We start from the raw sequence: 21,332 nt of genomic DNA on the forward strand, positions 1-21,332 counted from the left end.
GACAGTGGAAGGTTGTGACGGACATGCCGACGGCGTGTCCGTCACAAGCTTCCACTGTCAGGCCGGAAGAGCCCCGGGGTCAGCTCGCGGCGAGCGCGTGCCGCAGGTCCGGCTCCAGGTAGATCACCCGCGCGATCGGCACCGCCGCCCGCACCCGCTGCTCCGCCGCGTCGATCGCCTCCGCGACGTCCGCCGCGCTCGACGCCGCCGGCACCTCGATCTTCGCCGCGACCAGCAGCTCCTCCGGACCGAGGTGCAGCGTGCGCAGGTGGATGACGGACGGGACGCCCGGGCCGACCAGCGCGGCGCGGATCGCGTCGACGTCCTTGCGCGTCGCCGACTCCCCGAGCAGCAGGCTCTTGGTCTCGACCGCCAGCACGATCGCGATGACGACGAGCAGCAGGCCGATCGCGGCCGACCCGATCGCGTCCCACCGGCCGTCGCCGGTCACGAGCGTCATGGAGACGCCGAACAGCGCGAGCACCAGTCCGATGAGCGCCCCGAAGTCCTCCAGCAGCACCACGGGCAGCTCGGGCGCCTTCGCGGTGCGGATGTACGACACCCAGCCCTGCTTGCCGCGGGTGTGGTTCGCCTCGCCGATCGCGGTGCGGAAGGACAGACCCTCCATGACGATCGCCGCGACCAGCACCACGAGCGGCACCCACTGCCAGGACTCGATCGGATGCGGGTCGGCGAACTTGTGCCACGCCTCGTACAGCGCGAACAGGCCGCCGAGGCTGAACAGCACGATCGCGACGATGAACGCGTACATGTACCGCTCGCGCCCGTAGCCGAACGGGTGCTCCTCGTCCGCCGCCCGCCGGGCCCGGCGGCCGCCGACGAGCAGCAGCAGCTGGTTGCCGGAGTCGGCGACCGAGTGCACCGCCTCGGCCAGCATCGAGCTCGACGAGGTGAGCAGGAAGGCGATGAACTTCGTCACCGCGATGCCCAGGTTCGCGGACAGCGCGGCGATGATCGCCTTGTTCCCGCCTCCGTGTGCCATGCCGGTCCCTCCGCTGGTCAGCGCGCGGGCGACCGAGGTCCCCCGAGGCCGCCGCGCGGTGGCCCGAGCGGTGATGCTAGACCGGGCGGGCCTCGTCGGCGAGGAGGACGGGGATGCCGTCGCGCACGGGGTACGCCAGCGGGCGGTCCAGGTCCGTGGACACGAGCTCCGGCTGACCGCCCGGGCCGACGCCGTCCACGAGCGTCGCGCCCGTCACGGGGCAGCGCAGCAGCTCCCGCACCCAGGGCGCGAGGCCGGTGGTGCCCACGGGCTCGGCTGCGCTCACGCGGCGCCGTCCTGGCGGACCAGCGCGAGCACGTCGTCGCGGACCTTCTCCATGATGTCCTCGTCCGCGGCCTCGACGTTCAGGCGCAGCAGCGGCTCGGTGTTCGACGCGCGCAGGTTGAACCACCACTGCGGCTGGGAGTCCCAGTGCGAGACCGTCAGCCCGTCCAGCTCGTCGACCGTCACCGGGCCGGCGCCCTGCTGCTCGACGTACGCCTCGACCACGCGGGCGCGGGCGGCGGCGACGTCGGAGACGCGGGAGTTGATCTCCCCCGAGGCGACGTACGGCTGGTACTGCTCGGCGAGCGCCGACAGCGGGTGCGGCTGGCCGCCGAGCGCGGCGAGCACGTGCAGCGCCGCGAGCATGCCGGTGTCCGCGAAGAAGAAGTCGCGGAAGTAGTAGTGCGCCGAGTGCTCGCCGCCGAACACCGCGTCCGACTCCGCCATCTGCGCCTTGATGAACGAGTGGCCCACGCGGGTCCGGACCGCCTTGGCGCCGGCCGCGGTCACCAGGTCCGGCACGACCATCGAGGTGATGAGGTTGTGGATCACGGTGGGCGTGCGGCCCTCCGCCTTCTCCCGCTCGATCTCGCGCAGGCCGACCAGGGCCGTGATCGCGGACGGGCTGACCGGGTCGCCGTTCTCGTCGACGACGAAGCAGCGGTCGGCGTCGCCGTCGAACGCCAGGCCGATGTCGGCGCCGTGCTCGACGACCGCCTTCTGCAGGTCGCGCAGGTTCTCCGGCTCCAGCGGGTTCGCCTCGTGGTTCGGGAAGGTCCCGTCCAGCTCGAAGTACAGCGGCACGACCTCGAGCGGCAGCTCGGGCAGGCCTGCGCCGGTGCCGAGGACGGCCGGCGCGGTGAACCCGCCCATGCCGTTGCCGGCGTCCACGACGACCTTGAGCGGGCGGATGCCGGACAGGTCGACCAGGCCGCGCAGGAACGAGGCGTAGTCGCCCAGCAGGTCCTGCTCGGTGACCTCGCCGGCGGCCGCGCCCTCGGCCGCGGCCGGGACGCCGTCGCGCAGGTACTCGGCCGCGAGGTCGCGCACCCGGGACAGCCCGGAGTCCTGGCCGACGGGGCGTGCGCCCGCGCGGCACAGCTTGATGCCGTTGTACTCGGCGGGGTTGTGGCTCGCGGTGAACATGGCGCCGGGGATGCCGAGCTTGCCCGACGCGAAGTACAGACCGTCCGTCGAGCACAGCCCGATCGTGATGACGTCGACGCCGCGCGCGGCCAGCCCCTCGGCGAACGCACCGACGAGCTCCGGGCCGGAGGGGCGCATGTCGTTGCCGATGACCACGCGCGGGCGAGCCCCGTCCGCGGCCTCGGGCAGGACGACGACGTCGGCGAAGGCCGCGCCGATCGCGCGGGCGACCCCGGCGTTCAGCTGGTCCGGGACCGTGCCCCGGACGTCGTACGCCTTGATCAGGCCGGTCAGGTCGGGCAGCGCGGAGGTCTCAGGCACGGCGTCACGGTATCCCATCGGGGCGGCGCCGCGGAGGCGCGGAGGCGTGCTGCCCCTCCGCCCGGACAGGTGCGGCGTCAGCCCCGGCTCGACCGCCGCACGACCTCGTCCCGGCTCAGCGACGTCCCGTCGCCGTCCAGCGGGAACCACGCCCGGTGCTCGCACTCGTGGCAGGACACGAACGTCACGTCCGTCCCGTCGGCCAGCGCGAGGTGCAGCCGGGTGAGTCGCGTCGACCCGCAGACCTCGCACTCGCCCGTCCCCGGGGCGTGCTCCTGCCCGGCCTGGCTCAGCGACCCCAGCGGTGTCGGCTCGGGCTCGCCCCGGCGTCCCTTGCGGCGACCTGCCGCACCGCCCCCTGCACCGGCCATCGCGCGCTAGCCCTCCTCGCCGCGCAGCACGCGCAGGTGGCCCCGGCGGCGCTCGGTGTCGAGCTCGGCGGCCGGCGGCAGGCCGTCGGGGACCGCCGCGGCGTGCCGGGGCGCCGGGCGGCCCGCCTCGCGCACGGCGTCGGCGAGCGCGAGCAGGTCGTCGTGGCTCGGGCCGGTCTCGACGAACTCGGGCGTCAGCCGGACGACCTCCCACCCCCGCGGGGCGGTGAGGCGCGAGGCGTGCTCGGCGCACAGGTCGTAGGAGTGCGGCTCGGCGAGGTTGGCGAGCGGGCCGAGGACGGCCGTCGAGTCGGCGTACACGTACGTCAGGGTCGCGACCGCCGGACGACCGCACGCGGTGCGGGAGCACTGGCGGACGGGTCTCACGGGGTAGAACCTACCGCCGCCCGCGGCCGGAGCGTGCGCGCGACCCGCGTTGTCACCCGGATACAGTGCCGTGGTGGCACCCCGTCGGCACGTCCCCGCCGCCCCCGGCACCCCGGGCGGACCGGTCCCCCGCGTCGGCGCCGTCCGCCGCCGCGACCGCCGTGGCCGCGGCATCCGCGGCCCGCTGCTCCCGGCCTCGCTCCCCGCGCACCGCACCCGCGCGGAGCGGTTCGACGACCTCGTGCTGGACTCGGTGGAGCGCCTGGAGGTCCGCTGGGGGAAGTACCTGGACGGGGTGGAGTTCGCCGTGGAGGACGTGCCCCCGTCCGACCCGGCGCCGTGGGAGTCCGGCGGCGTGCCGCTCGGGCGGTCGTTCCCGTCCCAGCCCGGCCTGCCGCCGCGGATCGTGGTGTACCGACGACCCGTGGAGTCCCGGGCCGTCGACGCGGACGAGCTCGCGGACGTCGTGCACGAGGTGGTCGTCGAGCAGGTCGCGCACCTGCTGGGACGCTCGCCCGACGAGGTCGACCCCGAGCTCGGGGACGGACGGTAGCCTGACCCGGCCATGACGACGACCCCCGAGCCGAGCCGCGCCCCCGCCACCCCGTCCGCCGGCCGCCCCGCCGTCCGCGTGGTCACGATCGTGTACAACCCGGGTCCGGAGCTCACCGACTTCACCCGGTCCCTCGCCACCGCGACGACCGCGCCCGTCGAGCTCGTCGTGGTCGACAACGGTGCCGACCCGACCGTCGCCGACCGGGTCGCCGCCGAGGCGGGCGGCCGCGTGGTCCGCACGGGCGAGAACCTCGGCTACGGCGGCGGCGCCAACGCCGGCGCACGCGGCGCGACGCAGCCGTTCCTGGTGGTGGCCAACCCGGACGTCGTCTGGGAGCCGGGCTCGCTCGACGCCCTGCTCGACGCCGCGGAGCGGCACCCCGCGGCCGGGGCGCTCGGGCCCGCGCTGCTCAACGAGGACGGCACGGTCTACCCGTCGGCGCGCGAGCTGCCGTCGCTGACGCAGGGCGCCGGCCACGCCGTGCTCGGCAAGGTCTGGCCCGGGAACCCGTGGACGCGCGCCTACCAGCGCCGCCAGGAGACGGTCGGTGCCGAGCGGTCCGCCGGCTGGCTGTCCGGGGCCTGCCTGCTGCTGCGCCGGGACGCGTTCGAGGCGGTCGGCGGGTTCGACGACGCCTACTTCATGTTCTTCGAGGACGTCGACCTGGGCGAGCGTCTCGCGCTCGCGGGGCGGCCGAACGTCTACGTGCCGTCGGCGCGGGTGATGCACGTCGGCGGGGTGTCGTGGAAGGCGAAGCCGGCCGCGATGATCTCGGCGCACCACCGGTCCGCGGAGCGGTACCTGCACCGGCGGTACCACCGGTGGTACCAGTGGCCGGTGCGGGCGGCGGTGTCGGTCGGGCTGAAGGCGCGCGAGGTCGTGGAGCTGCGCGCGGCGCGCTGAGCCGCGCGGCCGTGCTCCTCAGTCCAGGCCGACCCGCGACCCCTCGCGCACCTGCGCGCGGGTGACCGCCTCGGCGTCGGTGACCGGGGACAGGACCGAGACGAGCACACCGCTCGCCTGGGCCACCGACGAGTGCAGGGCCCAGGCCAGGTCGGCGGGTCCGCCGTCCGGGGCCAGCACCTCGACGCCCACCACGCCGCTGCCGAGGTCGCGCACCGGGTACGGGAGGGTCGACCCCACCGGCACGTCGACCTCCCGCTCGCCGAGCACACCCGCCTCCCCGTACGCGCGCAGGGTGACCGTCGCCGTCGGACCCTGCGGCACCTGCGCCTCGTCGGGGTCGGGGACCTGGCCCTCGGTGGGCTCGGGGCTCGGCGCGGCGGTCGCGCCGGAGGTCGGGGTCGGCACCGGGGCCGTCCCGGCCTCGCCGGTGCGGGGAACCGCCGTCAGGACCAGCGTGCCCGTCGCGCCGGCCGGGACCGCCACCAGGCCGCTGCCGGGTGCCGCTGCCGCGACCCACGCGCGCTCGAGGCGTGCCCCCGCGTCGAGCTCACCCGCCTTGGCCTCGCGCGCGATCATGGCGCCGGCGACCACGGCCCGGGACGACTCGACCACCGCCGTGTAGCTGCCGGCGGCCAGGCCCCCGAGCGAGACGTCGGTGACCTCGCCCGCCGGGAGCTCCAGCTCCTGGGCGCCCGGGAGGGCGACGTCGCCGTCCGGCCCGAGCAGCCGGACCGAGGCGGTCGCGTCCTCGTCGCCGGGCACGAGCAGCCGCAGTGCCCCCGCGTCCGCGGCGTCCACCTCGGTGGCGACCACCGTGATGCCCGGGACCACCTGGGTGGTCGCCGGGCCGGTGCCCGCGGTGACGAGGTCGGTGCCGCGGGGGGTGAACCCGTCGAGCAGGGAGTCCTGGAGGTAGGCCGAGACCTGGCCGCCCGCGGCGGTGACCCGGACCGCGATCCGGCGCTGCTCGGCGGCGACGCCGGGCAGCGACAGCACGCGCTCGGCCCCCGGCGCCACGAGGAACGTGCCGCCGTTCGCGAGATCGACCGGGCCCGAGGGGCCCCAGACCTCCACCGTCACGTCCGCGGGCGTCGCGCCCGGGTTCACGACCACGAGATCGGCGGTGCTCTCCAGCTCGGTGCTGCCGCCGACCAGCCAGACGTCGGCGGACGGGCGCGCGCACGACGCGGCGGACAGGCCGCGGAGATCGCCGTCGGTGACGACCGACGACGTGGCGCCGGCCACCCGGGCCGGCTCGCCGTCCACGGGCTCCGCGCGCAGCACCGTCGCGGCGCCCGGCGACGCGACCGACCCCGCGCCGTCCGCCAGCGCCACGGGGTCCGCGCCGAGCACGGTCAGCGAGGCGGTGGCGGACGCCACGGTGTCGAAGGCGGTGACCCGCTCGACGGGCGCGACCGGCACCCGGTCGAACGCCGAGTCCCCGGACAGCGTGTCGTCCGGCAGCTGGAGCGGCCCCGGGCAGACCAGGGTAGTGGCCGTCGGCGCGACGTCGACGGTGGCGGCCGGCACCGGGCGGGCCTCGGTCGGCGGCGCCGCCACGGCGATCGCCACCACGCCGCCGGTGAGGCCGAGCACCAGCGCGCCGGAGAGCAGGCGCGCGGCGCGCCCGGTCCGGCGCGGACGCCCGACGGTCGGATCCGTCATGTCATCGCCTCCCAGCCCGACGGCGGCGGACGGGCAGCGCGAGCAGCAGGGCCAGCAGCCCCACGGCACCCTGCGCGACCGTCCACGCCGTCCGGTCGGGGGCGGTGTGCGTCACGACCAGGCGGCCGCCCTCACCCCCGACCTCGAACGTCTGCCGCCAGCCGTCGGTCACCGCGCGCAGCGGCCGGCCGTCGAGCGTCGCGCGCCACCCGGCGTCCGCGCGCTCGGCGAGCACGAGCAGCCGCCCGGTGTCGCCCGGCTCGATCTCGGTGTCCACCCGCGCGACGACGCCCGGCACCGCCGGCACGGCGACCGCGTCGGCGGACGCCAGGCCGGCCGCGTCCTGGGTGGCGCGGGCGTCCGGGACCAGGCGCGCCCAGGCGGTCACGACGGCGGGGACGGCGGAGTCGGCGGCCGGGGCGGCGTCGGCGGACGCGTCGGCCGTCGATCCCTGCGCGTCCTCGCCGACCGCGCCGCCCGAGGGCTGCACGCGCCAGATGACGCCGGAGTCGCCCTCGGTGATCCGCTCGAGGCCGGGCGTGGCGTCGAGGCGCCCGATCAGCGCGGTGCGCGCCTGCTGCCGCGTGAGGTCGTCCTCGGCCTCCGGGAGCGGCGGGACGAGCACGTCCGCGACGGCCAGGGCCGCCAGGTCGGCGGCGACGTCCGTGCTGGACCCGACGGCGAGCGTGCCGACGACGGCCTCGACCTCGGCGTCCGCGTCGTCCGGCTCCGCGGCGGCCGGGTCGGTCAGCCCGCCGGCGAGACCGGCCGTCCGCGCGGCCGCGGCGGACTCGAGGACCTGCGGTCCGTCGCCGCGCAGCAGCTGCCAGTCGACCGCGCCCGCGGCGGTGCCGCCGCTCGCGGGGTCCTCGGTCGAGGGGACGAGCGCGAGCACCCGCGGGGCGTCCTCGGACTGCTGGGTCTGCCGCCCGATCGCCGGCACGACCGCGCGGTCCATGGTCGTCAGGTCCGCGGCGGCGCCGTCGCGCGCCTGCCACGCCCAGCCGACCCACGCGGTCAGCGGCAGCACGACGACCACGGCGGTCACGACGGCGGCGGTCAGCTGCCGCCAGCCGAACGACGCGCGGTCGAGCCACGCCCGCGCCCCGCGGGTGCCGAGCACCGCGGCGGCGAGCAGCCCGGCCATCGCGAGCGAGACGCCGGAGCCCGCCCAGCCGACGACGACCGTGCCGTCGTCCTCGCCGACGGCCACCCGGCCCGCGACCAGGGCGGCCACCAGGCCGACGGCGGCGACCACCCAGCCGAGCCGCACCGCCCGGGCGACCGGCGCCCCGCGCAGCAGGGGGCGATCAGCGCCAGCAGCAGCACGGCACCGCCGGTCACGACCGGCCACCAGGTGACGACGAGCTCCGGCACCCGGCCGGGCAGCCAGGACGGCACGAGCGCGGTGGCGTCGACCGGCACGCCGAGCGCCGCGGCGACCGCGGACGCCGGGTCGGAGGCGAGCGGCGCCCCGGGGTCGGCGACCAGCAGCCGCACGCCGTCGAGGCCGCGGGACACCGCCTCGGCCAGCAGCGGGCCCAGCAGGACGAGCGCGGGCACCGCGGCGAGCACGACGCGCAGCCGGCGGCCGCGCGGGGCGCACACGGCGACCACCAGCAGGAGCAGGACGCCGGGCAGCAGCAGCACCGGCGCCCCGGCGGCCACGACGGCGAACGCGAGGGACGCGGCCGGCGGCCGCGGCGATCGAGCCCGCCGGGCGGGCGGGGGTGGCGGGGAGGTCGTCGGGGTGGGCGTCGGCCACGTCGTCGGTGGTGTCGTCAGTCGTCGTGCCGACGGTGTCGTCCGCCGCGTCGTCGGTCGCCGGGACCCGCGCCGTGACGACCTCGGCCGCCCCGGTGGTGGCCGGCACCGCGCGGGTGCCGCGCACCGGCGTCACGTCGCTGGCCTCGTCGCGGTCGCGCTCCTCGGCGGGCCCGTCCGCGGCCACGGCGGGGGTGGCGCCCGTCGTCGGCCGGTCGTCGGCCGCCTCCGCGCGATCGCCCTCGACCTCGGGGGTCGAGCCGGTGACCGCGGGCGTCGCGCCGGGGACCGCGGCGGTCGCGCCCGCCGCGCTCCCCGCGTCGTCGTCCCCGCGCCCCGCCGCCCGGCGCCCACGGCGACGTGCGGGCTCGCCCGCGCGCGCCCACGCCTCGGGGTCGGGCCACTCCTCAGCGCCGAGGTCCCGCCCGGGCACGGCGCCGTCCTCGGCGCGCGCGGCGGTGACGACGCCGGACAGCACCACGTCGACCTGCTGCGCCCCGACGGCCCGCGCCAGCGCGAGCGCGAGCCACGGCAGCGCCACGTGCACGAGCACCGCCCCGGCGCGGCCCTGGCCCGCGGCGAGCAGCAGGCTCGGGAGCGCGGCCCAGACGACCGCGGCCCACACCCGGACGCCGACGGACCGGGTGGCGGCGCCCGCGGCGAACCACGCACCGAGCCCGGACAGCAGCACCGAGCCGAGCACGAGCACGGCGAGCGCGACGCCGAGGCTGCCGCCGGCGACCGCGGTCCCGGGCAGCAGGGCCGTGACCAGGGCGTCGCCGGGGCCGGGAGAGCCGAGGCCGCTCGACACCCAGCCGCTGGTGGCCGCGGCCCACACGTCGCCCAGCCCGGACGAGGCCGCGACCAGCGCACCCCCGACCAGCGACTCGCCGGACAGCGTGCCGACCACGAGCGGCCCGAAGGCGGCGGCCGTCACGACGACGAGGGCGATGGCCACGACCGCGAGGCCGGCGCGGCGCCGCAGGGCCAGCGCCGCGAGCTCGCGCAGCTCCAGCTCGCTGGGCGCACGCACGACCCGGCGGGCCTCGGCGCGGGTGAGCCGCCGGTCGCGCCACTGCCGCCACACGGTGCGGCCATCGGCCTGCAGGGGCCGCAGCGTCCGCCGCGGCACCGCGCGGGTGCGGCGGGCCTGCGCCCGGGCGCGGACGACGGCGGCGGGCCGGCCGAGGGCGCGCAGCGGCGCGGCGAGCTCGGCGGCTGCGAGGGCCGGCTCCTTGGTCGCGATCCGGACGAGCACGCGCACCAGCCCGGCCAGGACGGCCATGGCGGCGACGAACGGCACCAGGGGCAGCGGCGCCCACACCAGGCGCTGGTGCAGCAGCGCGGCCCGGCGCGCGGCGTACGACCGCCGCGGGTCGGCGCCGTCGGGCTCGCCGTCGGCGTCCAGGTCGACGATCGAGGCCGGGTCGGTGCCGGGGTCGCGGAGCCCGTGGTACGCCGCCTGGGCGTGCCGGACGACCGCCGACGGCACCACGAGCACCCGGTGCCCGGCCAGGCGCGCGCGCCGGGAGAGGTCGAGGCCGTCGCCGAACGGGCCGAGCGCCGGGTCGGTCCCCCGCAGCTCCGCCCACACGTCCCGCCGCACGAGCGCGCCGACCAGGCCGACGCCGAGCACGTCCTCGCGCCCGTCGTGCTGGCCCTGGTCGACCTCGCCGGGCTCCACGTCGGTCATGCGCCGCCCGGACCGCGACGTGCGGACGCCGACCTCCAGCAGCCGCGCGGGCGCGGTCCAGGTGCGCTGCTTCACGCCGGCGACGCCGACGGACGGCGCGGCCTGCACGGCGCGCACCAGCTCGGCAAGCGCGGCCGGGTCGGGGGCGGAGTCGTCGTGCAGCAGCCACAACCAGCGGGAGGCGCCGCCGGGCAGGTCGTCCTCGGCGGCGACGGCGGCGCGCACGGCGTCGCCGAAGGTGCGCGCGCCGGGGGCGGTCAGCAGCGTCGTCGTGCCCGCGGGGAGGCCCGCCTGGCGCAGCACCGCGGCGAGGCCCGGGTCGGGACGGTCGCCCGCGTCGACGAGCAGCACCCGCGCGGGCGCGCGGGTCTGGGCGGCGAGCGCGCGGAGCGTCGTCGCGACGAAGGGGGTGACGCCGCGGGCGACGACCACCGCCGTCGCGGGTGCGGCGGCGGGGAGGGAGCCCGTCGTGGGCGCGCCGGGGTGCAGCGTGCTGGCGGTCACGACGTCAGGCGCCCCGGCGGGCGCGATCAGACCACACGCCGCTTGAGCTTGCGGCGCTCACGCTCGGACAGGCCGCCCCAGATGCCGAACCGCTCGTCGTTGGCGAGCGCGTACTCCAGGCACTCGGCCCGGACCTCGCAGCCGGTGCAGACCTTCTTGGCCTCGCGGGTCGAGCCGCCCTTCTCGGGGAAGAACGCCTCGGGGTCCGTCTGGGCGCACAGGGCGCGCTCCTGCCAGCCCATGATGCCGTCGTCCTCGGGCGTGCCGAAGAGCGGCAGCACGGGCGCGACCGTCTCGGTCTGGGGCGTGCGCGCCTCGGACGGGAAGGGTCCCTCGTCGTCGAGCAGACTCCACATGTGTGCCTCCCCCGTCGTGCTCGTGTCGATGGTCCGCGGGGCGGTCCGCGATCACCCGCGCGCCACCCGTTCCAGGGAATTACACGCGTGTCGTTCCGCGTAGTCAAGCGGAAGACTGGTACTGAAGCGCTTACCGGGCGATATGTCCGGATCCTCGATATCACGGGCACCTAGGCTGCTCCCGTGCCCCTCTCGACGCCCCGCCCCGCCGCCTCCGTCGCCGACGTCCTGTCGGCCCTGCTCAGCGAGCCGGGGCGCCCCCGCGTGACCTGGTACGGACCCGCCGGCGAGCGGATCGAGCTGTCCGGCGCGGTGCTCGACAACTGGGTGAGCAAGACCACCAACCTGCTCGTGGAGGAGCTCGACGCCGGCCCCGGCACGCGCGTGCTCCTCGACCTGCCGCCGCACTGGCGCACCGTCGTCTGGGCGCTGGCCGCCTGGCGGGTGGGCGCGACGGTCGCCACCGACGCGCACGCCGCCGCGGCGACCGCCGACGTGGTCGTCTCGGACCGCCCGGCGGCGCTCGACCTGCCCCGCGGCGCCGGGGTGGTCGCGGTGGCGCTGCCCGCGCTGGCGCGGCGGTTCGACGGCGAGCTGCCCCCGGGCGCCCTCGACGCGGCGCAGTCGGTGATGACCTACGGCGACGTCGTCGGCTGGGCGCCCGCGGTCGAGCCCGCGGAGCCCGCGCTGGAGGTGGGCGCGACTCCCGTGCCGCACGCGGGGCTGGTCGCGGCGGCGTCCGGCGCGGCGCCGGTGCCGGCGGGGTCGCGCGCGCTGCTGGCCGTGTCGGACGAGCGGGGCGCCACCGCGTCGGCGCTGCTCGCGACCCTGGGCGTGCTGGCGCGCGGCGGCTCGGCCGTGCTGCTGCGCCCGGAGCCCGGGGACGCCGCCGACCGCGCCGAGCGGATCGCGACGTCCGAGCGGGTGATGGCGCGCCTCTGACGCCGCCCCGGCGCGCGGCCGGCCCACCTCCCTCGCGCGGCCGGCCCACGAGGTCGTCACATCGTGGTGAGGTCGTCACACACGAGTGACGACCTCACCCGCGAGTGACGACCTCACGCGGGTGTGACGACCGCACCGCCCGGGTCGCACCTCGCCCCGGCCGGCGCCGGTGCCGGCCCGCCGGGGCCCCGGCGGCGCGCTCAGCCCGCCGGCGCGACGGTCCCGTCCGCCTGCACCAGGCCGATCCAGACCTCGCTCCACGCCGTGTCGACGGTCCGCGGCACGCCCGTCAGCGTCCGGCCCAGCGTCGTGGACGCCGTCGCGCCGACCGACTCCGCCGGCGGCACCGTCCAGGCGTAGCTGCCCGGGTCGAAGCTGAGCGCCGCGACCGGCCCCCCGCCCCACGCGGCGCGCACCGCCGCGAGGTCGGCCGTCGTCGGGGGCGTCACGAACTCGACCACCTCGACGTCGCACAGCACCCGCAGCGTCGCGAGGTACCGGAACGGGCTCGAGTGCGTCCACACCACGCGGTCGACGCCGAGGTCGTCGAGCGCGTCGCAGACGGCGTGCGCCTGCGTCGCCCGGCCCGACAGCTCGACGACCGTCGCGCCCGGCCGCCAGGTGCTGAGGGGGAACGCGACGACGGCGAGCGCGAGCCCGCCCGCGACCGCCCGGCGTGCGACACCCCACGGGGAGCGGAACCGGGTGGAGCGTCCCGCCCGACCCGCCGGCGCGTGCCGGGCAGGACGCTCCGCTCCGACGCCCCCGCCGGGCCACCTCCCCGCCAGCGCCGCGAGCGCCACCGTCCCCGCCAGCAGCACGCCCGGCAGCGTCGCGGGCAGCAGCCGGCGCACCGCCCAGATCTGGTCCGGCGTGATGCTGATCCGCACCAGCGGGAACACCGCGGCCACGCCCAGCACCGCGACCAGCAGCGCCGACGCCGGGTCCCTGCCTGCCACAGCCCGGCGCGCGAGCACCGCCAGCCCGGCGAACCCCAGCACGACCGCCGGCACGCCCAGGTACCAGCCGACCCACGCGAGCGTGCGCTCGTCGTACGACCGGGCAGCGTCGAGCGGCTCCCCCGCCGCGGCCTGCAGCACCTGCACGGCGTAGCCGTACCCGGAGGCCGGGTCGGTGAACCTGCCCTCCCACCACAGCGGCCGCGACGCGAGCACGGCGCCCAGCAGCAGCGCCGCGCCGGCCGCGCACCGGCCGAGCGCCACCCGACGGCGGTGCAGCCACCGCCGGAGCCACCCGAGCCAGCCGCCGGGCAGCACGAGCACGACCACCGCCGCGACCAGCAGCACCGCCGTCGCCGCGAGCAGCGAGGTGAGCTGCGAGGAGTGCTCCCGCACGTACGCCGGGCTCAGCCGCAGCACGTCGACCATGCCGAGCGCGACCATCGTCGCCCCGGCCCCGATCGCCGCGAGCGCCGCCCGCACGCGGCGCGCCGGTCCCGCCGGCCCAGCGGCGAGGCGCCGACCAGCAGGTAGCCGAGCGCGAGCCCGACCACGGCGACGGCGCCGTCGATCCGCGCCGCGCCGACCGCGCCGACCAGCGCGCCGACGAGGAGGTGCGGGCCGACCCGGCCCCCGCCGCCGCGCCGGATCGCACGGGTGGGACGCCACGTGCCGTGCGCGACCGCCAGAGCCCCGCACAGGAACGCCACGGTCAGCGGCTCGGTGTACGCCGCGCGTGTGAACGTCAGCATCGGCAGGCTCTCAGCGCGAGCGCCGCGGTCGGCACCAGGGCCCAGAGCGGTCCGGCGAACCGGCGCGCGGCCGCGAACAGCGCGAGCAGGGCGACCGCGCCGATCACGACGTTCCCGCCGAGCACCGCGCGCTCCCCGCCCACCCAGCCCTGGACCGCGAGCAGCGCGGGCAGCATCTTGTTGCCCTGCGCGTGCAGCGCGCCGTCCTGCAGCCAGAACGCCTCCGTCCCGGCGCTCGCCGCCGATGCGGCCGCCGCAGCCACCTCGGCGGCACCCACGGGGACCGGCGCCGCGCGGTGGTCCGTGAGCCACAGCGCCTGGAGCGTGAGGAAGCCCGGGTCGCGGTTGACCACCACGTACTCGGCCACCGACCTCAGGCCGAGCGCCGTCCAGGCGACCGCCAGCGCCGAGACCGCCGCCGACGCGGCCAGGTGCGCCTTCGACGCGGGCGGCGGGGTGGGGACGAGCCGCCAGGACGCGCCGGCGAGCAGCACCGCGAGCGGCAGCACCACCCAGGGCCGGAACTGCCCGGCCAGGACCGACGCGAGCGCCGCCAGCCCGAGCGCGAGCACCAGCACGGGGAGCCGGTCCGGCAGGCTCAGCGCGAGCGCGAGGACCCGCGGCGGTCCGCCGGTGCGCCCTGAGGACGCGGGCTGCTCCGGGAGCGCCGCCACGCCCGGGTCAGGGGACGTCGGCCTGCACCAGCGTCCCGCCGCCGCTGACCCGCAGCGCGCCGTCCGACGCAGGCACGAAGGCGGCCTGACCCCGGCTCAGCGTGAGCGCGCCGTCGAACCGGGACGTGACCGTCATCCGGCCCTCGAGGCACAGCAGGACGCGGGGGCCGCGGCCGGGCAGCGGGTGGTCCTGGTCGTCGTCGACGGCGGTCACCGACAGCTCGAAGTCGTCCACCGGCGCGTAGAAGGACCGGGTGGCGCCGTGGAACTTCTCCGGGGCGATCCGGATCGGCGGTGCGGCGACGTAGTCGACGTTGCGCAGCAGCTCGTCGACGTCGACGTGCTTGGGCGTGAGACCGGCACGCAGCACGTTGTCCGACGACGCCATGATCTCGATGCCGAGGCCCCTGAGGTACGCGTGGACCCCGCCTGCGGGCACGAACAGCGCCTCGCCGGGCTGGAGCGTCACGGGGTTGAGCAGCAGGGAGGTCACCACCCCCGGGTCACCCGGGTAGGCCGCCTGCAGCTGGACCACGGTGCGGTCGGCCCGGGGCGACGGCGAGCCCGCCTCGAGCCGGGCGGCGCACGCGACGGCGATCTCCCCGACCTCCTCGGCGGTCGGGCGCGTCTCCGGGCGCAGCAGGCGGGTGAACGCGGCCTCGATGCCGGCCGCGGTCGGCTGCTCCGCGAGCAGCTCCCGCAGGCCCTTGGCGAGAGGGGTGTCCAGGCCCTCGAGCAGCTCGGCGGCCCGACGCGGGGCGCGGAACCCGCACATCGCCTCGAACCGGGTGAGCGCGTAGACGAGCTCGGGCTTGTGGTTCCGGTCGCGGAAGTTGCGGTGCGGCGCGTCCAGCGGCACGCCCGCGGCCTCCTCCTCCGCGAACCCCTCGCGCGCCCGGGCGACGTGCGGGTGGACCTGGAGCGACAGCGGGGTCTCCGCCGCGATGACCTTGAGCAGGTACGGCAGGGTCGCGCCGAACCGCGCCTCGACGTCCTCGCCGAGGACGCTCCCGGGGTCGGCCGCGATGACGTCGGGCATGGGGGCGCCCGTGCTGCCGTCGTCGCGCACGCAGTGCGACGGGGCGCTGCTGTGCGCACCGAACCACGCCTCGGCGACCGGCTCCCCGGTCGCCTCGGTGCCGAGCAGCTCGGGGATCGCGGCGGGCGAGCCCCAGGCGTAGTTCTGGATCGCGTTCGTCAGGCGGTACACGTGGTCCCTCGTGGGGTGCGGCGGCAGGGCGTCCGATGCTACCCAACGCCCCGCCGTCGAGGGACGTCCGCGCAGACGGACGGGTCAGCCGCGCGCGATCCGGAGCACCGAGGACTCGCGCGGGAAGGGCAGCGACGGCACCCAGCCGCGGTGGCGCTCGACGCGCAGCCCGCTGCCGGCCAGCCCCGGGGCGTACCGCGGCCGCTGGGAGTCGTCGAACAGGACGATCCCGCCCGGCCCGAGGCGCGCGGCCGCCTGCTCGAGGCAGGCCACGCGGGCCCGGCCGTCGACCACGACGAGGTCGAACTCGCCCGGGACGGCGTCGATGCTCGCCACGTACCCGGCGTAGTCGTTGCCCTCCTCGCCGCGGCGCTGCGACGGCACCACCGGGGAGTCGCCCGTCGTCGGCGCCACCTCGTGCAGCGTCACCGTGCCCTCGAGACCGGCCTCGGCGAGCACGCGGCGCATCACCCCCGCGAACCCCGCGTGGTGCTCCACGCTGTGCACCTCGCCGGCGCGGCGGCCGAGCCAGACCGAGCTCGCGCCCGAGCCGTACTCGAAGACGCGCGCCCGGCCCTCCAGCGCCGCGAGGTGGGCGGCGACGGCGTCGATCGCGCCGTAGGTCCACCAGGGCTGGTCCAGGGCCACCAGGTCCTCGACGTCGTGGATGGCGAACAGCGTCCGCAGGTGCCCGCCGACGCTGCGCGGCGCCTCGCGGTACCGGCGGTCCAGCCGGTCGAAGACACCGGTCCTGCGGGCGACGTCGCGGGCGGCGCGCGACGTCGCGACGTAGGCGGAACGGGCGATCTGTCCGGTACCGGGCACGCCGGTCCTCCTCGGTGCTGGGTGGGTGCGGCTCCCGGACACCCTAGGCGATGGCCCCGTCCCCCTATCCTCGTGCGGTGCGATCCAGGCGAGCTGTGGTGGGGGCGGTGTTCTTCGCCGTCGCGCTCGCGCTGCTCGTGTGGTCGGTGCTGAGGCGGCGCGAGGAGCTCGCGGACGCCCTGACGCGGCTGGACGCCGGCACGGTGGTGCTCTCCCTCGTGCTCGCCTGCGCGGGGCTCGTCGCGCAGATGCTGTCCTGGCGCAGCCTGCTCGCCGCCACGGGCGCGCCGCCGCCGCTGGGCGCCGCCGCGCGGATCTACTACCACGGCCAGCTCGGCAAGTACGTGCCCGGGAGCGTGTGGGCGGTCGTCGCGCAGGCCGAGCTCGGCCGGGCGCACCGCGTGTCCCGTGCCCGGAGCGCCGTCGTGGCCCTCGCCGCGCTCGCCGTGCTGCTCGTGGTCGGCGGCGCCGTCGCCGTCGTCGGGCTCGCCGCGGCGTCCCCCGGCTCGCTGTCGACCTACTGGTGGGCCGTCGCCGTCGTGCCCCTCGGGATCGTCGGGCTGCTGCCGCCGGTGTTCAACCGGCTGGTCGCGCTCGCCCTGCGGCTGCTGCGCCGGGGCGAGGAGCCCGTCCGGGTCGCCGGGCCCGGCCTGGCGCGCTCCGCCGCGTGGGCCCTCGTGATGTGGCTGCTGTTCGGCGCGCACGCCGTCGTGCTCGTCGCGGACCTGGCGCCCGGCGACCCCGGCCGCGCCGCCGTGCTCGGCACGGCGGCGTTCGCGCTCGCGTGGGTCGTCGGCCTGCTCGTCGTCATCGCCCCGGCGGGAGCCGGACCGCGCGAGGCGGCGCTGGTGCTCGCGCTGGCCCCGGTGCTGTCCTCGGCGGACGCCCTGCTGGTCGCGCTGGTCAGCCGCGTCCTCATGGTCGTCGCCGACGCCGGGGCGGCGGGCGTCGCGGCGCTGCTCGCCCGCCACGGCGGACCTCCCGCGCACGACCCGGCGCGCGACCCGGCCGACGGCCCGGCCGACGCCTCGGCTACGCCCCCGGGCCCGGGTACTGGATCTGCTTGATCCGCTCCAGCTGCTCCTCGAGCAGCGTGCGGTTGGTGCGCAGCAGGTCCGACAGGATGCCCAGCGCGACCGAGAGCAGCGCGGCCACCGCCATGATCGCGGCGAAGATGAGCGACTGGACGTTGCCGTCGCCTCCCCCGTTCGCCCAGAGCACCAGGAACCGGACCGCCGGGACGAGCGCCAGCACGCCGAACACGGCGGCGAGCCACGCGAACAGCACGTGCGGCTTGTACATGAGGTAGCTGCGCACGATCGCGGAGGCCGACCTGGCGACGTGCTGGTGCGCGTGGCGGAACAGCCGCGACTCGCGGGTCTTGGGGTTGGTCGTCACAGGGATCGAGACGATCCTGAGCCGCTTGTGCCCGGCCTGGATGATCGTCTCCATGCAGTAGGAGAACTCCGTGACGACGTTGAGCCGGAGCAGGGCCGCGCGCGAGTACGCCCGGAACCCGCTGGCGGCGTCGGGCAGCGCCGTGTCCGCCGCCACGTTGACGACCGCGCTCCCGAACCGGTGCAGCAGCTTCTTCCCGGGCGAGAAGTGCGCGATCGTCGCCGTCTGCCGGTCCGCGACGACGATGTCCGCGCGGCCCTCCAGGACGGGGCGCAGCAGGTCCGGGATGCGCTCCTGGGGGTACTGGTTGTCGCCGTCGGTGTTCACGACGACGTCCGCGCCGTGCGCGAGCGCGTAGTCCACGCCGTCGCGGAACGACCGGGCCAGGCCCTGCGTCCGGGTGTGCCGCAGGACGTGCCGGACGCCGTGCTCGCGGGCGACCTCCGACGTGCGGTCCGAGGACCCGTCGTCGACCACCAGGACCTCGAGCTCGTCCACGCCCTCGATCTCGCGCGGGATGCTCGCGAGGACCGCCGGGAGCGTGCGCTCCTCGTCGAGGCAGGGGATCTGGACGAAGACCTTCATGGGCCTCCTGACGCGCGGTGGGGCGAGGTGGTGGCGGTGCCCGCGCAGCGTAACGCGACGCCCGTGGGTCGGACCGCGCACGCCGGCCCGCCGGATGCGCCACAATGTCCCGCATGCGCGGCATCATCCTGGCCGGGGGTTCCGGTACCCGACTGCACCCCATCACCCTCGGCGTCAGCAAGCAGCTCGTGCCCGTCTACGACAAGCCGATGATCTACTACCCGCTGTCGACGCTCATGCTCGCCGGCATCCGGGACATCCTCGTGATCACGACGCCGCACGACGCCGAGCAGTTCCGTCGCCTCCTCGGCGACGGCTCGCAGTTCGGCGTCTCGATCGAGTACACCGTCCAGGCGGAGCCCAACGGCCTGGCGCAGGCGTTCGTGCTCGGCGCGGACTTCGTGGGCTCGGACTCGGCGGCGCTCGTCCTGGGTGACAACATCTTCTACGGGGCCGGCCTGGGCTCGCAGCTCGAGCGCTTCGGCGCGATCGACGGCGCGGCGGTGTTCGCCTACCGCGTCGCCGACCCGACGGCGTACGGCGTGGTCGAGTTCGACGACGCGGGCCGCGCCCTGTCGTTGGAGGAGAAGCCCACGGCCCCGCGGTCGAGCTACGCCGTGCCCGGGCTCTACTTCTACGACAACGACGTCGTGGCGATCGCCCGCGACCTCGCGCCGTCGGCGCGCGGCGAGTACGAGATCACCGACGTGAACCGCGCGTACCTCGAGCAGGGGCGCCTGCAGGTCGAGGTGCTGCCGCGCGGGACGGCGTGGCTGGACACGGGGACCTTCGACTCGCTCGTCGAGGCCTCCGACTACGTCCGCACCATCGAGCACCGCCAGGGCCTCAAGGTGGGCTGCCCGGAAGAGGTCGCGTGGCGCCGGGGCTTCCTGGACGACGACGGCCTGCGCCGCCGTGCCGAGGCCCTCGTGAAGTCCGGCTACGGCAGCTACCTGCTCGGCCTGCTGGACGAGCGGGGCTGACCGGCCGCGACCGGCACCTGCGCCTCAGCGGCGCCGGTGCCGGTCCAGCGCGGCCTCGAACGCGGCGACGTGCTCGCGCGCCGAGCGCTCCCAGGTGAACGTGGCCGCGCGGTCCAGTGCCCGGTCCGCGAGCCCGGCGCGCCCGGCGTCGTCGTCGAGCAGGTCCCGGAGCGCGGCACCGATCTCGACGTCGGAGGTCCCCGTGTAGGCGACCGCGTCGCCGCCCACCTCGGGCAGCGAGAGCTCGCGGCTCGTGAGCACGGCGGCACCGCACGCCATCGCCTCGAGGACGGGGAGCCCGAAGCCCTCGCCGAGGCTCGGGTAGGCCACGACCGCGGCCCCCGACAGGTACGCCGCCAGGCTCTCGAACGGCAGGTAGCCGGGCCGGAGGACGGTCAGCCGGGGGTCCACGGCGTCGACCTCCGGCGCGACCGAGGTGTCCCAGCCCTTGCCCCCCGCGAGCACGAGCGCGGGCGGCTCCGGCAGGTCCGCGACGGCGCGGGCCCAGCCGCGGACCAGCGCCGGGACGTTCTTGCGGGGCTCGAGGGTCCCCAGGAACGCGACGTACGACCGGCCCCCGAGCCCGAGGAGCTCGGCCACCTCCCGGCGGGCGGCATCACCCACCGGGTGGAACACCGCGCGGTCGACCCCGTGGTGGGCGACGTGGAACCGACGCACGTCGCCCCCGGTGTACCGGACGACCTCGTCGCGCGTCGCCCGGGACGGCACGACGAGCGCGTCCGCCCCGCGCACCGCCGCCCGGGTCGCGGCGGCGAAGAACCGGCGCTTGACCCGGCCGTGCACCTCCGGGGCGCTGAAGAAGGTCGCGTCGTGCAGGGTGACCACCCGCGCGGCCCCCGTGACGGTCGGCATCGTGTAGTGGGGGCTGAGCAGCACGTCGGCACCGGTCGCGCGCACCATGAGGGGCAGGCCGGACTGCTCCCACACGAGGCGTCCCGGCCGGGAGGCGATCCGGGCGGGCCCGACGAGGACCTCGGCGCCCGGGGCGCGCTCCGCGACCCAGGCCTCGGCTCCCGGGCGGCACGCCACGGCGACCGCGAGGCCGAGCGCGTCGAGCGCCGCGACGAGCTCGACCACGTACCGCCCCACGCCGCCGAGGTCGACGGGGATCGCGGTGGCGTCGACGAGGACCTTCACGGGCGCGGCTCGGGGGCACCCGCCCCCGGCGCGAGGACGGACGCCGCCGCCTCCTCCCAGCGCTCGCGCCAGTCGCCGATCGGGGCCACCCCGGCGGCAGCCGCGGCGTCGTGGCCGAGGACGGAGTAGGCGGGGCGCGGGGCCGGCCGCACGAAGCTCTCGCTCGTCGTCGGCGTCACGAGCGCGGGGTCCAGCCCGGCCGCGGCCGCGACCGCGCCGGCGAACTCGTACCAGGACGCCTGGCCCGACGACGTGCCGTGGTAGCTGCCCGAGGGCACCCCGGCCCGGACGAGCGCGAGCACGAAGCGCGCCAGGTCCACGGTCCACGTCGGCTGCCCGACCTGGTCGTCGACGACCTGCATCGAGCCGCGCTCCCGGAGCACCTTCTGCACCGTCGCGGGGAAGCAGGGACCGCCGGCGCCGTAGAGCCAGGCGGTCCGGACCACGAGGTGGTCCGGCGCGGCGGCCGCGACGGCCCACTCGCCCGCCGCCTTGGTGCGCCCGTAGGCGGAGCGCGGGCGCTGCGGGGCCCCCTCCGGGTACGGCGACGTCGCGAGCCCGTCGAAGACGTAGTCGGTCGAGACGTGCACGAGCCGCACGCCGTGGCGTGCTGCGCCGCGGGCGAGGGTCGCCGCCCCGACCGCGTTCACGGTGAAGGCGTCGGCCTCCGCCGTCTCGGCCGCGTCGACGGCCGTCCAGGCGGCGCAGTTCACCACCACGTCGGCTCCGTCGAGCCAGGGCTCCAGCGCGACCGGGTCGGTGATGTCCGCCTCCGCGCGGTCCAGACCGGTGACGTCCTCCCCCGCGTCCCGCAGCACGCGGACGACGTCCTGACCCAGCATCCCGCCGGCTCCTGCGACCAACCAGCGCACGGCGCTGCTCCCTCCTG

The 21,332-nt window shown here is 77.2% G+C and carries 21 protein-coding genes; 5 read left to right on the plus strand and 16 right to left on the minus strand.

Annotated features, from left to right (window positions below; translation table 11 throughout):
* Nucleotides 1-79 precede the first annotated feature (79 nt).
* The 5 genes from FKM96_RS03535 to FKM96_RS03555 form a co-directional block, all read right to left on the minus strand.
* The gene (locus tag FKM96_RS03535; protein ID WP_147794067.1) at nucleotides 80-1,003 is read right to left on the minus strand and encodes a cation diffusion facilitator family transporter; all 924 of its coding nucleotides are present in this window, start codon (nucleotides 1,001-1,003) and stop codon (nucleotides 80-82) included.
* A gap of 76 nt (nucleotides 1,004-1,079) precedes the next feature.
* Nucleotides 1,080-1,289, minus strand: a complete 210-nt coding sequence (locus FKM96_RS03540) for a Trm112 family protein (RefSeq protein ID WP_246855178.1) — start codon at nucleotides 1,287-1,289, stop codon at nucleotides 1,080-1,082.
* Entirely contained in the window at nucleotides 1,286-2,773 is a 1,488-nt protein-coding gene (locus tag FKM96_RS03545; protein ID WP_147794068.1) for a phosphomannomutase/phosphoglucomutase, read from the minus strand. Before FKM96_RS03545 ends, FKM96_RS03540 begins: the two co-directional genes overlap by 4 nt.
* A 59-nt stretch (nucleotides 2,774-2,832) precedes the next feature.
* On the minus strand, nucleotides 2,833-3,126 hold the full coding sequence (locus FKM96_RS03550) for a hypothetical protein (protein WP_246855180.1): 294 nt from the start codon (nucleotides 3,124-3,126) through the stop codon (nucleotides 2,833-2,835).
* A gap of 6 nt (nucleotides 3,127-3,132) precedes the next feature.
* Complete coding sequence (locus FKM96_RS03555; protein WP_147794069.1) at nucleotides 3,133-3,513, minus strand: DUF3499 domain-containing protein; 381 nt, start codon at nucleotides 3,511-3,513, stop codon at nucleotides 3,133-3,135.
* 73 nt (nucleotides 3,514-3,586) lie between these two features.
* On the opposite strand from FKM96_RS03555, the gene FKM96_RS03560 reads away from it, so the two are divergent.
* Entirely contained in the window at nucleotides 3,587-4,066 is a 480-nt protein-coding gene (locus FKM96_RS03560) for a metallopeptidase family protein (protein WP_147794070.1), read from the plus strand.
* A 12-nt stretch (nucleotides 4,067-4,078) separates the two neighbouring features.
* Nucleotides 4,079-4,972, plus strand: a complete 894-nt coding sequence (locus FKM96_RS03565) for a glycosyltransferase family 2 protein (RefSeq protein ID WP_147794071.1) — start codon at nucleotides 4,079-4,081, stop codon at nucleotides 4,970-4,972.
* A gap of 18 nt (nucleotides 4,973-4,990) precedes the next feature.
* Here FKM96_RS03565 and FKM96_RS03570 read toward each other — a convergent pair whose 3' ends face one another.
* The 3 genes from FKM96_RS03570 to FKM96_RS03580 are packed head-to-tail and all read right to left on the minus strand — an operon-like array spanning nucleotide 4,991 to nucleotide 10,957.
* Entirely contained in the window at nucleotides 4,991-6,640 is a 1,650-nt protein-coding gene (locus FKM96_RS03570) for a DUF5719 family protein (RefSeq protein ID WP_147794072.1), read from the minus strand.
* 1 nt (nucleotide 6,641) lies between these two features.
* On the minus strand, nucleotides 6,642-10,601 hold the full coding sequence (locus tag FKM96_RS03575; RefSeq protein ID WP_246855181.1) for a glycosyltransferase: 3,960 nt from the start codon (nucleotides 10,599-10,601) through the stop codon (nucleotides 6,642-6,644).
* 26 nt (nucleotides 10,602-10,627) lie between these two features.
* Nucleotides 10,628-10,957 (minus strand): WhiB family transcriptional regulator, encoded by a 330-nt coding sequence (locus tag FKM96_RS03580; protein ID WP_147794073.1) that lies wholly within the window; start codon nucleotides 10,955-10,957, stop codon nucleotides 10,628-10,630.
* 183 nt (nucleotides 10,958-11,140) lie between these two features.
* Between FKM96_RS03580 and FKM96_RS03585 the strand changes: the two genes are divergently transcribed.
* Nucleotides 11,141-11,899 carry a TIGR03089 family protein gene (locus tag FKM96_RS03585; RefSeq protein ID WP_246855182.1) on the plus strand — a complete coding sequence of 253 codons (759 nt, stop codon included), beginning with the start codon at nucleotides 11,141-11,143 and terminating at the stop codon, nucleotides 11,897-11,899.
* A gap of 200 nt (nucleotides 11,900-12,099) precedes the next feature.
* On the opposite strand, the gene FKM96_RS03590 is transcribed toward FKM96_RS03585, so the two are convergent.
* The 5 genes from FKM96_RS03590 to FKM96_RS03610 all read right to left on the minus strand — a co-directional run bounded on the left by FKM96_RS03590 (nucleotide 12,100) and on the right by FKM96_RS03610 (nucleotide 16,319).
* The gene (locus tag FKM96_RS03590; protein ID WP_168216863.1) at nucleotides 12,100-13,341 is read right to left on the minus strand and encodes a hypothetical protein; all 1,242 of its coding nucleotides are present in this window, start codon (nucleotides 13,339-13,341) and stop codon (nucleotides 12,100-12,102) included.
* Nucleotides 13,266-13,610 (minus strand): hypothetical protein, encoded by a 345-nt coding sequence (locus FKM96_RS03595; protein ID WP_147794075.1) that lies wholly within the window; start codon nucleotides 13,608-13,610, stop codon nucleotides 13,266-13,268. The genes FKM96_RS03590 and FKM96_RS03595 overlap by 76 nt, the downstream gene beginning before the upstream one ends.
* A complete protein-coding gene (locus FKM96_RS03600) occupies nucleotides 13,604-14,284 on the minus strand; it encodes a hypothetical protein (protein WP_147794076.1) in 681 nt (226 codons plus the stop codon). The genes FKM96_RS03595 and FKM96_RS03600 overlap by 7 nt, the downstream gene beginning before the upstream one ends.
* Before the next feature lie 7 nt (nucleotides 14,285-14,291).
* Nucleotides 14,292-15,494, minus strand: a complete 1,203-nt coding sequence (gene manA / locus FKM96_RS03605) for a mannose-6-phosphate isomerase, class I (protein WP_147794077.1) — start codon at nucleotides 15,492-15,494, stop codon at nucleotides 14,292-14,294.
* 84 nt (nucleotides 15,495-15,578) lie between these two features.
* The gene (locus FKM96_RS03610; protein WP_168216864.1) at nucleotides 15,579-16,319 is read right to left on the minus strand and encodes a class I SAM-dependent methyltransferase; all 741 of its coding nucleotides are present in this window, start codon (nucleotides 16,317-16,319) and stop codon (nucleotides 15,579-15,581) included.
* A gap of 77 nt (nucleotides 16,320-16,396) precedes the next feature.
* Here FKM96_RS03610 and FKM96_RS03615 point away from each other — a divergent pair, with 77 nt between their 5' ends.
* Nucleotides 16,397-17,386: a lysylphosphatidylglycerol synthase domain-containing protein gene (locus tag FKM96_RS03615; protein WP_168216865.1), complete on the plus strand. Its 990-nt coding sequence runs from the start codon at nucleotides 16,397-16,399 to the stop codon at nucleotides 17,384-17,386.
* On the opposite strand, the gene FKM96_RS03620 is transcribed toward FKM96_RS03615, so the two are convergent.
* A complete protein-coding gene (locus tag FKM96_RS03620) occupies nucleotides 17,352-18,302 on the minus strand; it encodes a glycosyltransferase family 2 protein (RefSeq protein ID WP_147794080.1) in 951 nt (316 codons plus the stop codon). The genes FKM96_RS03615 and FKM96_RS03620 overlap by 35 nt on opposite strands.
* A 113-nt stretch (nucleotides 18,303-18,415) precedes the next feature.
* Between FKM96_RS03620 and rfbA the strand changes: the two genes are divergently transcribed.
* Nucleotides 18,416-19,285, plus strand: coding sequence for a glucose-1-phosphate thymidylyltransferase RfbA (gene rfbA, locus FKM96_RS03625; RefSeq protein WP_147794081.1), 870 nt, complete (start codon nucleotides 18,416-18,418; stop codon nucleotides 19,283-19,285).
* A 24-nt stretch (nucleotides 19,286-19,309) separates the two neighbouring features.
* Here the strand turns inward: rfbA and FKM96_RS03630 are convergent, their stop codons facing one another.
* The gene (locus tag FKM96_RS03630; protein ID WP_147794082.1) at nucleotides 19,310-20,443 is read right to left on the minus strand and encodes a glycosyltransferase family 1 protein; all 1,134 of its coding nucleotides are present in this window, start codon (nucleotides 20,441-20,443) and stop codon (nucleotides 19,310-19,312) included.
* Entirely contained in the window at nucleotides 20,440-21,285 is an 846-nt protein-coding gene (rfbD, locus tag FKM96_RS03635) for a dTDP-4-dehydrorhamnose reductase (protein ID WP_246855183.1), read from the minus strand. Before rfbD ends, FKM96_RS03630 begins: the two co-directional genes overlap by 4 nt.
* Between the last annotated feature and the right edge of the window lie 47 nt (nucleotides 21,286-21,332).

This window comes from Cellulomonas sp. Y8, from assembly GCF_008033115.1.
Classification (GTDB): domain Bacteria; phylum Actinomycetota; class Actinomycetes; order Actinomycetales; family Cellulomonadaceae; genus Cellulomonas.

Bases quoted from the DNA above. Each gene is read 5' to 3' on its own strand.
- FKM96_RS03535 (WP_147794067.1), bottom strand. From the start codon at position 1,003: ATGGCACACGGAGGCGGGAACAAGGCGATCATCGCCGCGCTGTCCGCG.
- FKM96_RS03545 (WP_147794068.1), bottom strand. From the start codon at position 2,773: ATGGGATACCGTGACGCCGTGCCTGAGACCTCCGCGCTGCCCGACCTG.
- FKM96_RS03550 (WP_246855180.1), bottom strand. From the start codon at position 3,126: ATGGCCGGTGCAGGGGGCGGTGCGGCAGGTCGCCGCAAGGGACGCCGG.
- FKM96_RS03565 (WP_147794071.1), top strand. From the start codon at position 4,079: ATGACGACGACCCCCGAGCCGAGCCGCGCCCCCGCCACCCCGTCCGCC.
- FKM96_RS03570 (WP_147794072.1), bottom strand. From the start codon at position 6,640: ATGACGGATCCGACCGTCGGGCGTCCGCGCCGGACCGGGCGCGCCGCG.
- FKM96_RS03580 (WP_147794073.1), bottom strand. From the start codon at position 10,957: ATGTGGAGTCTGCTCGACGACGAGGGACCCTTCCCGTCCGAGGCGCGC.
- FKM96_RS03595 (WP_147794075.1), bottom strand. From the start codon at position 13,610: ATGCTGACGTTCACACGCGCGGCGTACACCGAGCCGCTGACCGTGGCG.
- FKM96_RS03620 (WP_147794080.1), bottom strand. From the start codon at position 18,302: ATGAAGGTCTTCGTCCAGATCCCCTGCCTCGACGAGGAGCGCACGCTC.
- rfbA (WP_147794081.1), top strand. From the start codon at position 18,416: ATGCGCGGCATCATCCTGGCCGGGGGTTCCGGTACCCGACTGCACCCC.
- rfbD (WP_246855183.1), bottom strand. From the start codon at position 21,285: ATGCTGGGTCAGGACGTCGTCCGCGTGCTGCGGGACGCGGGGGAGGAC.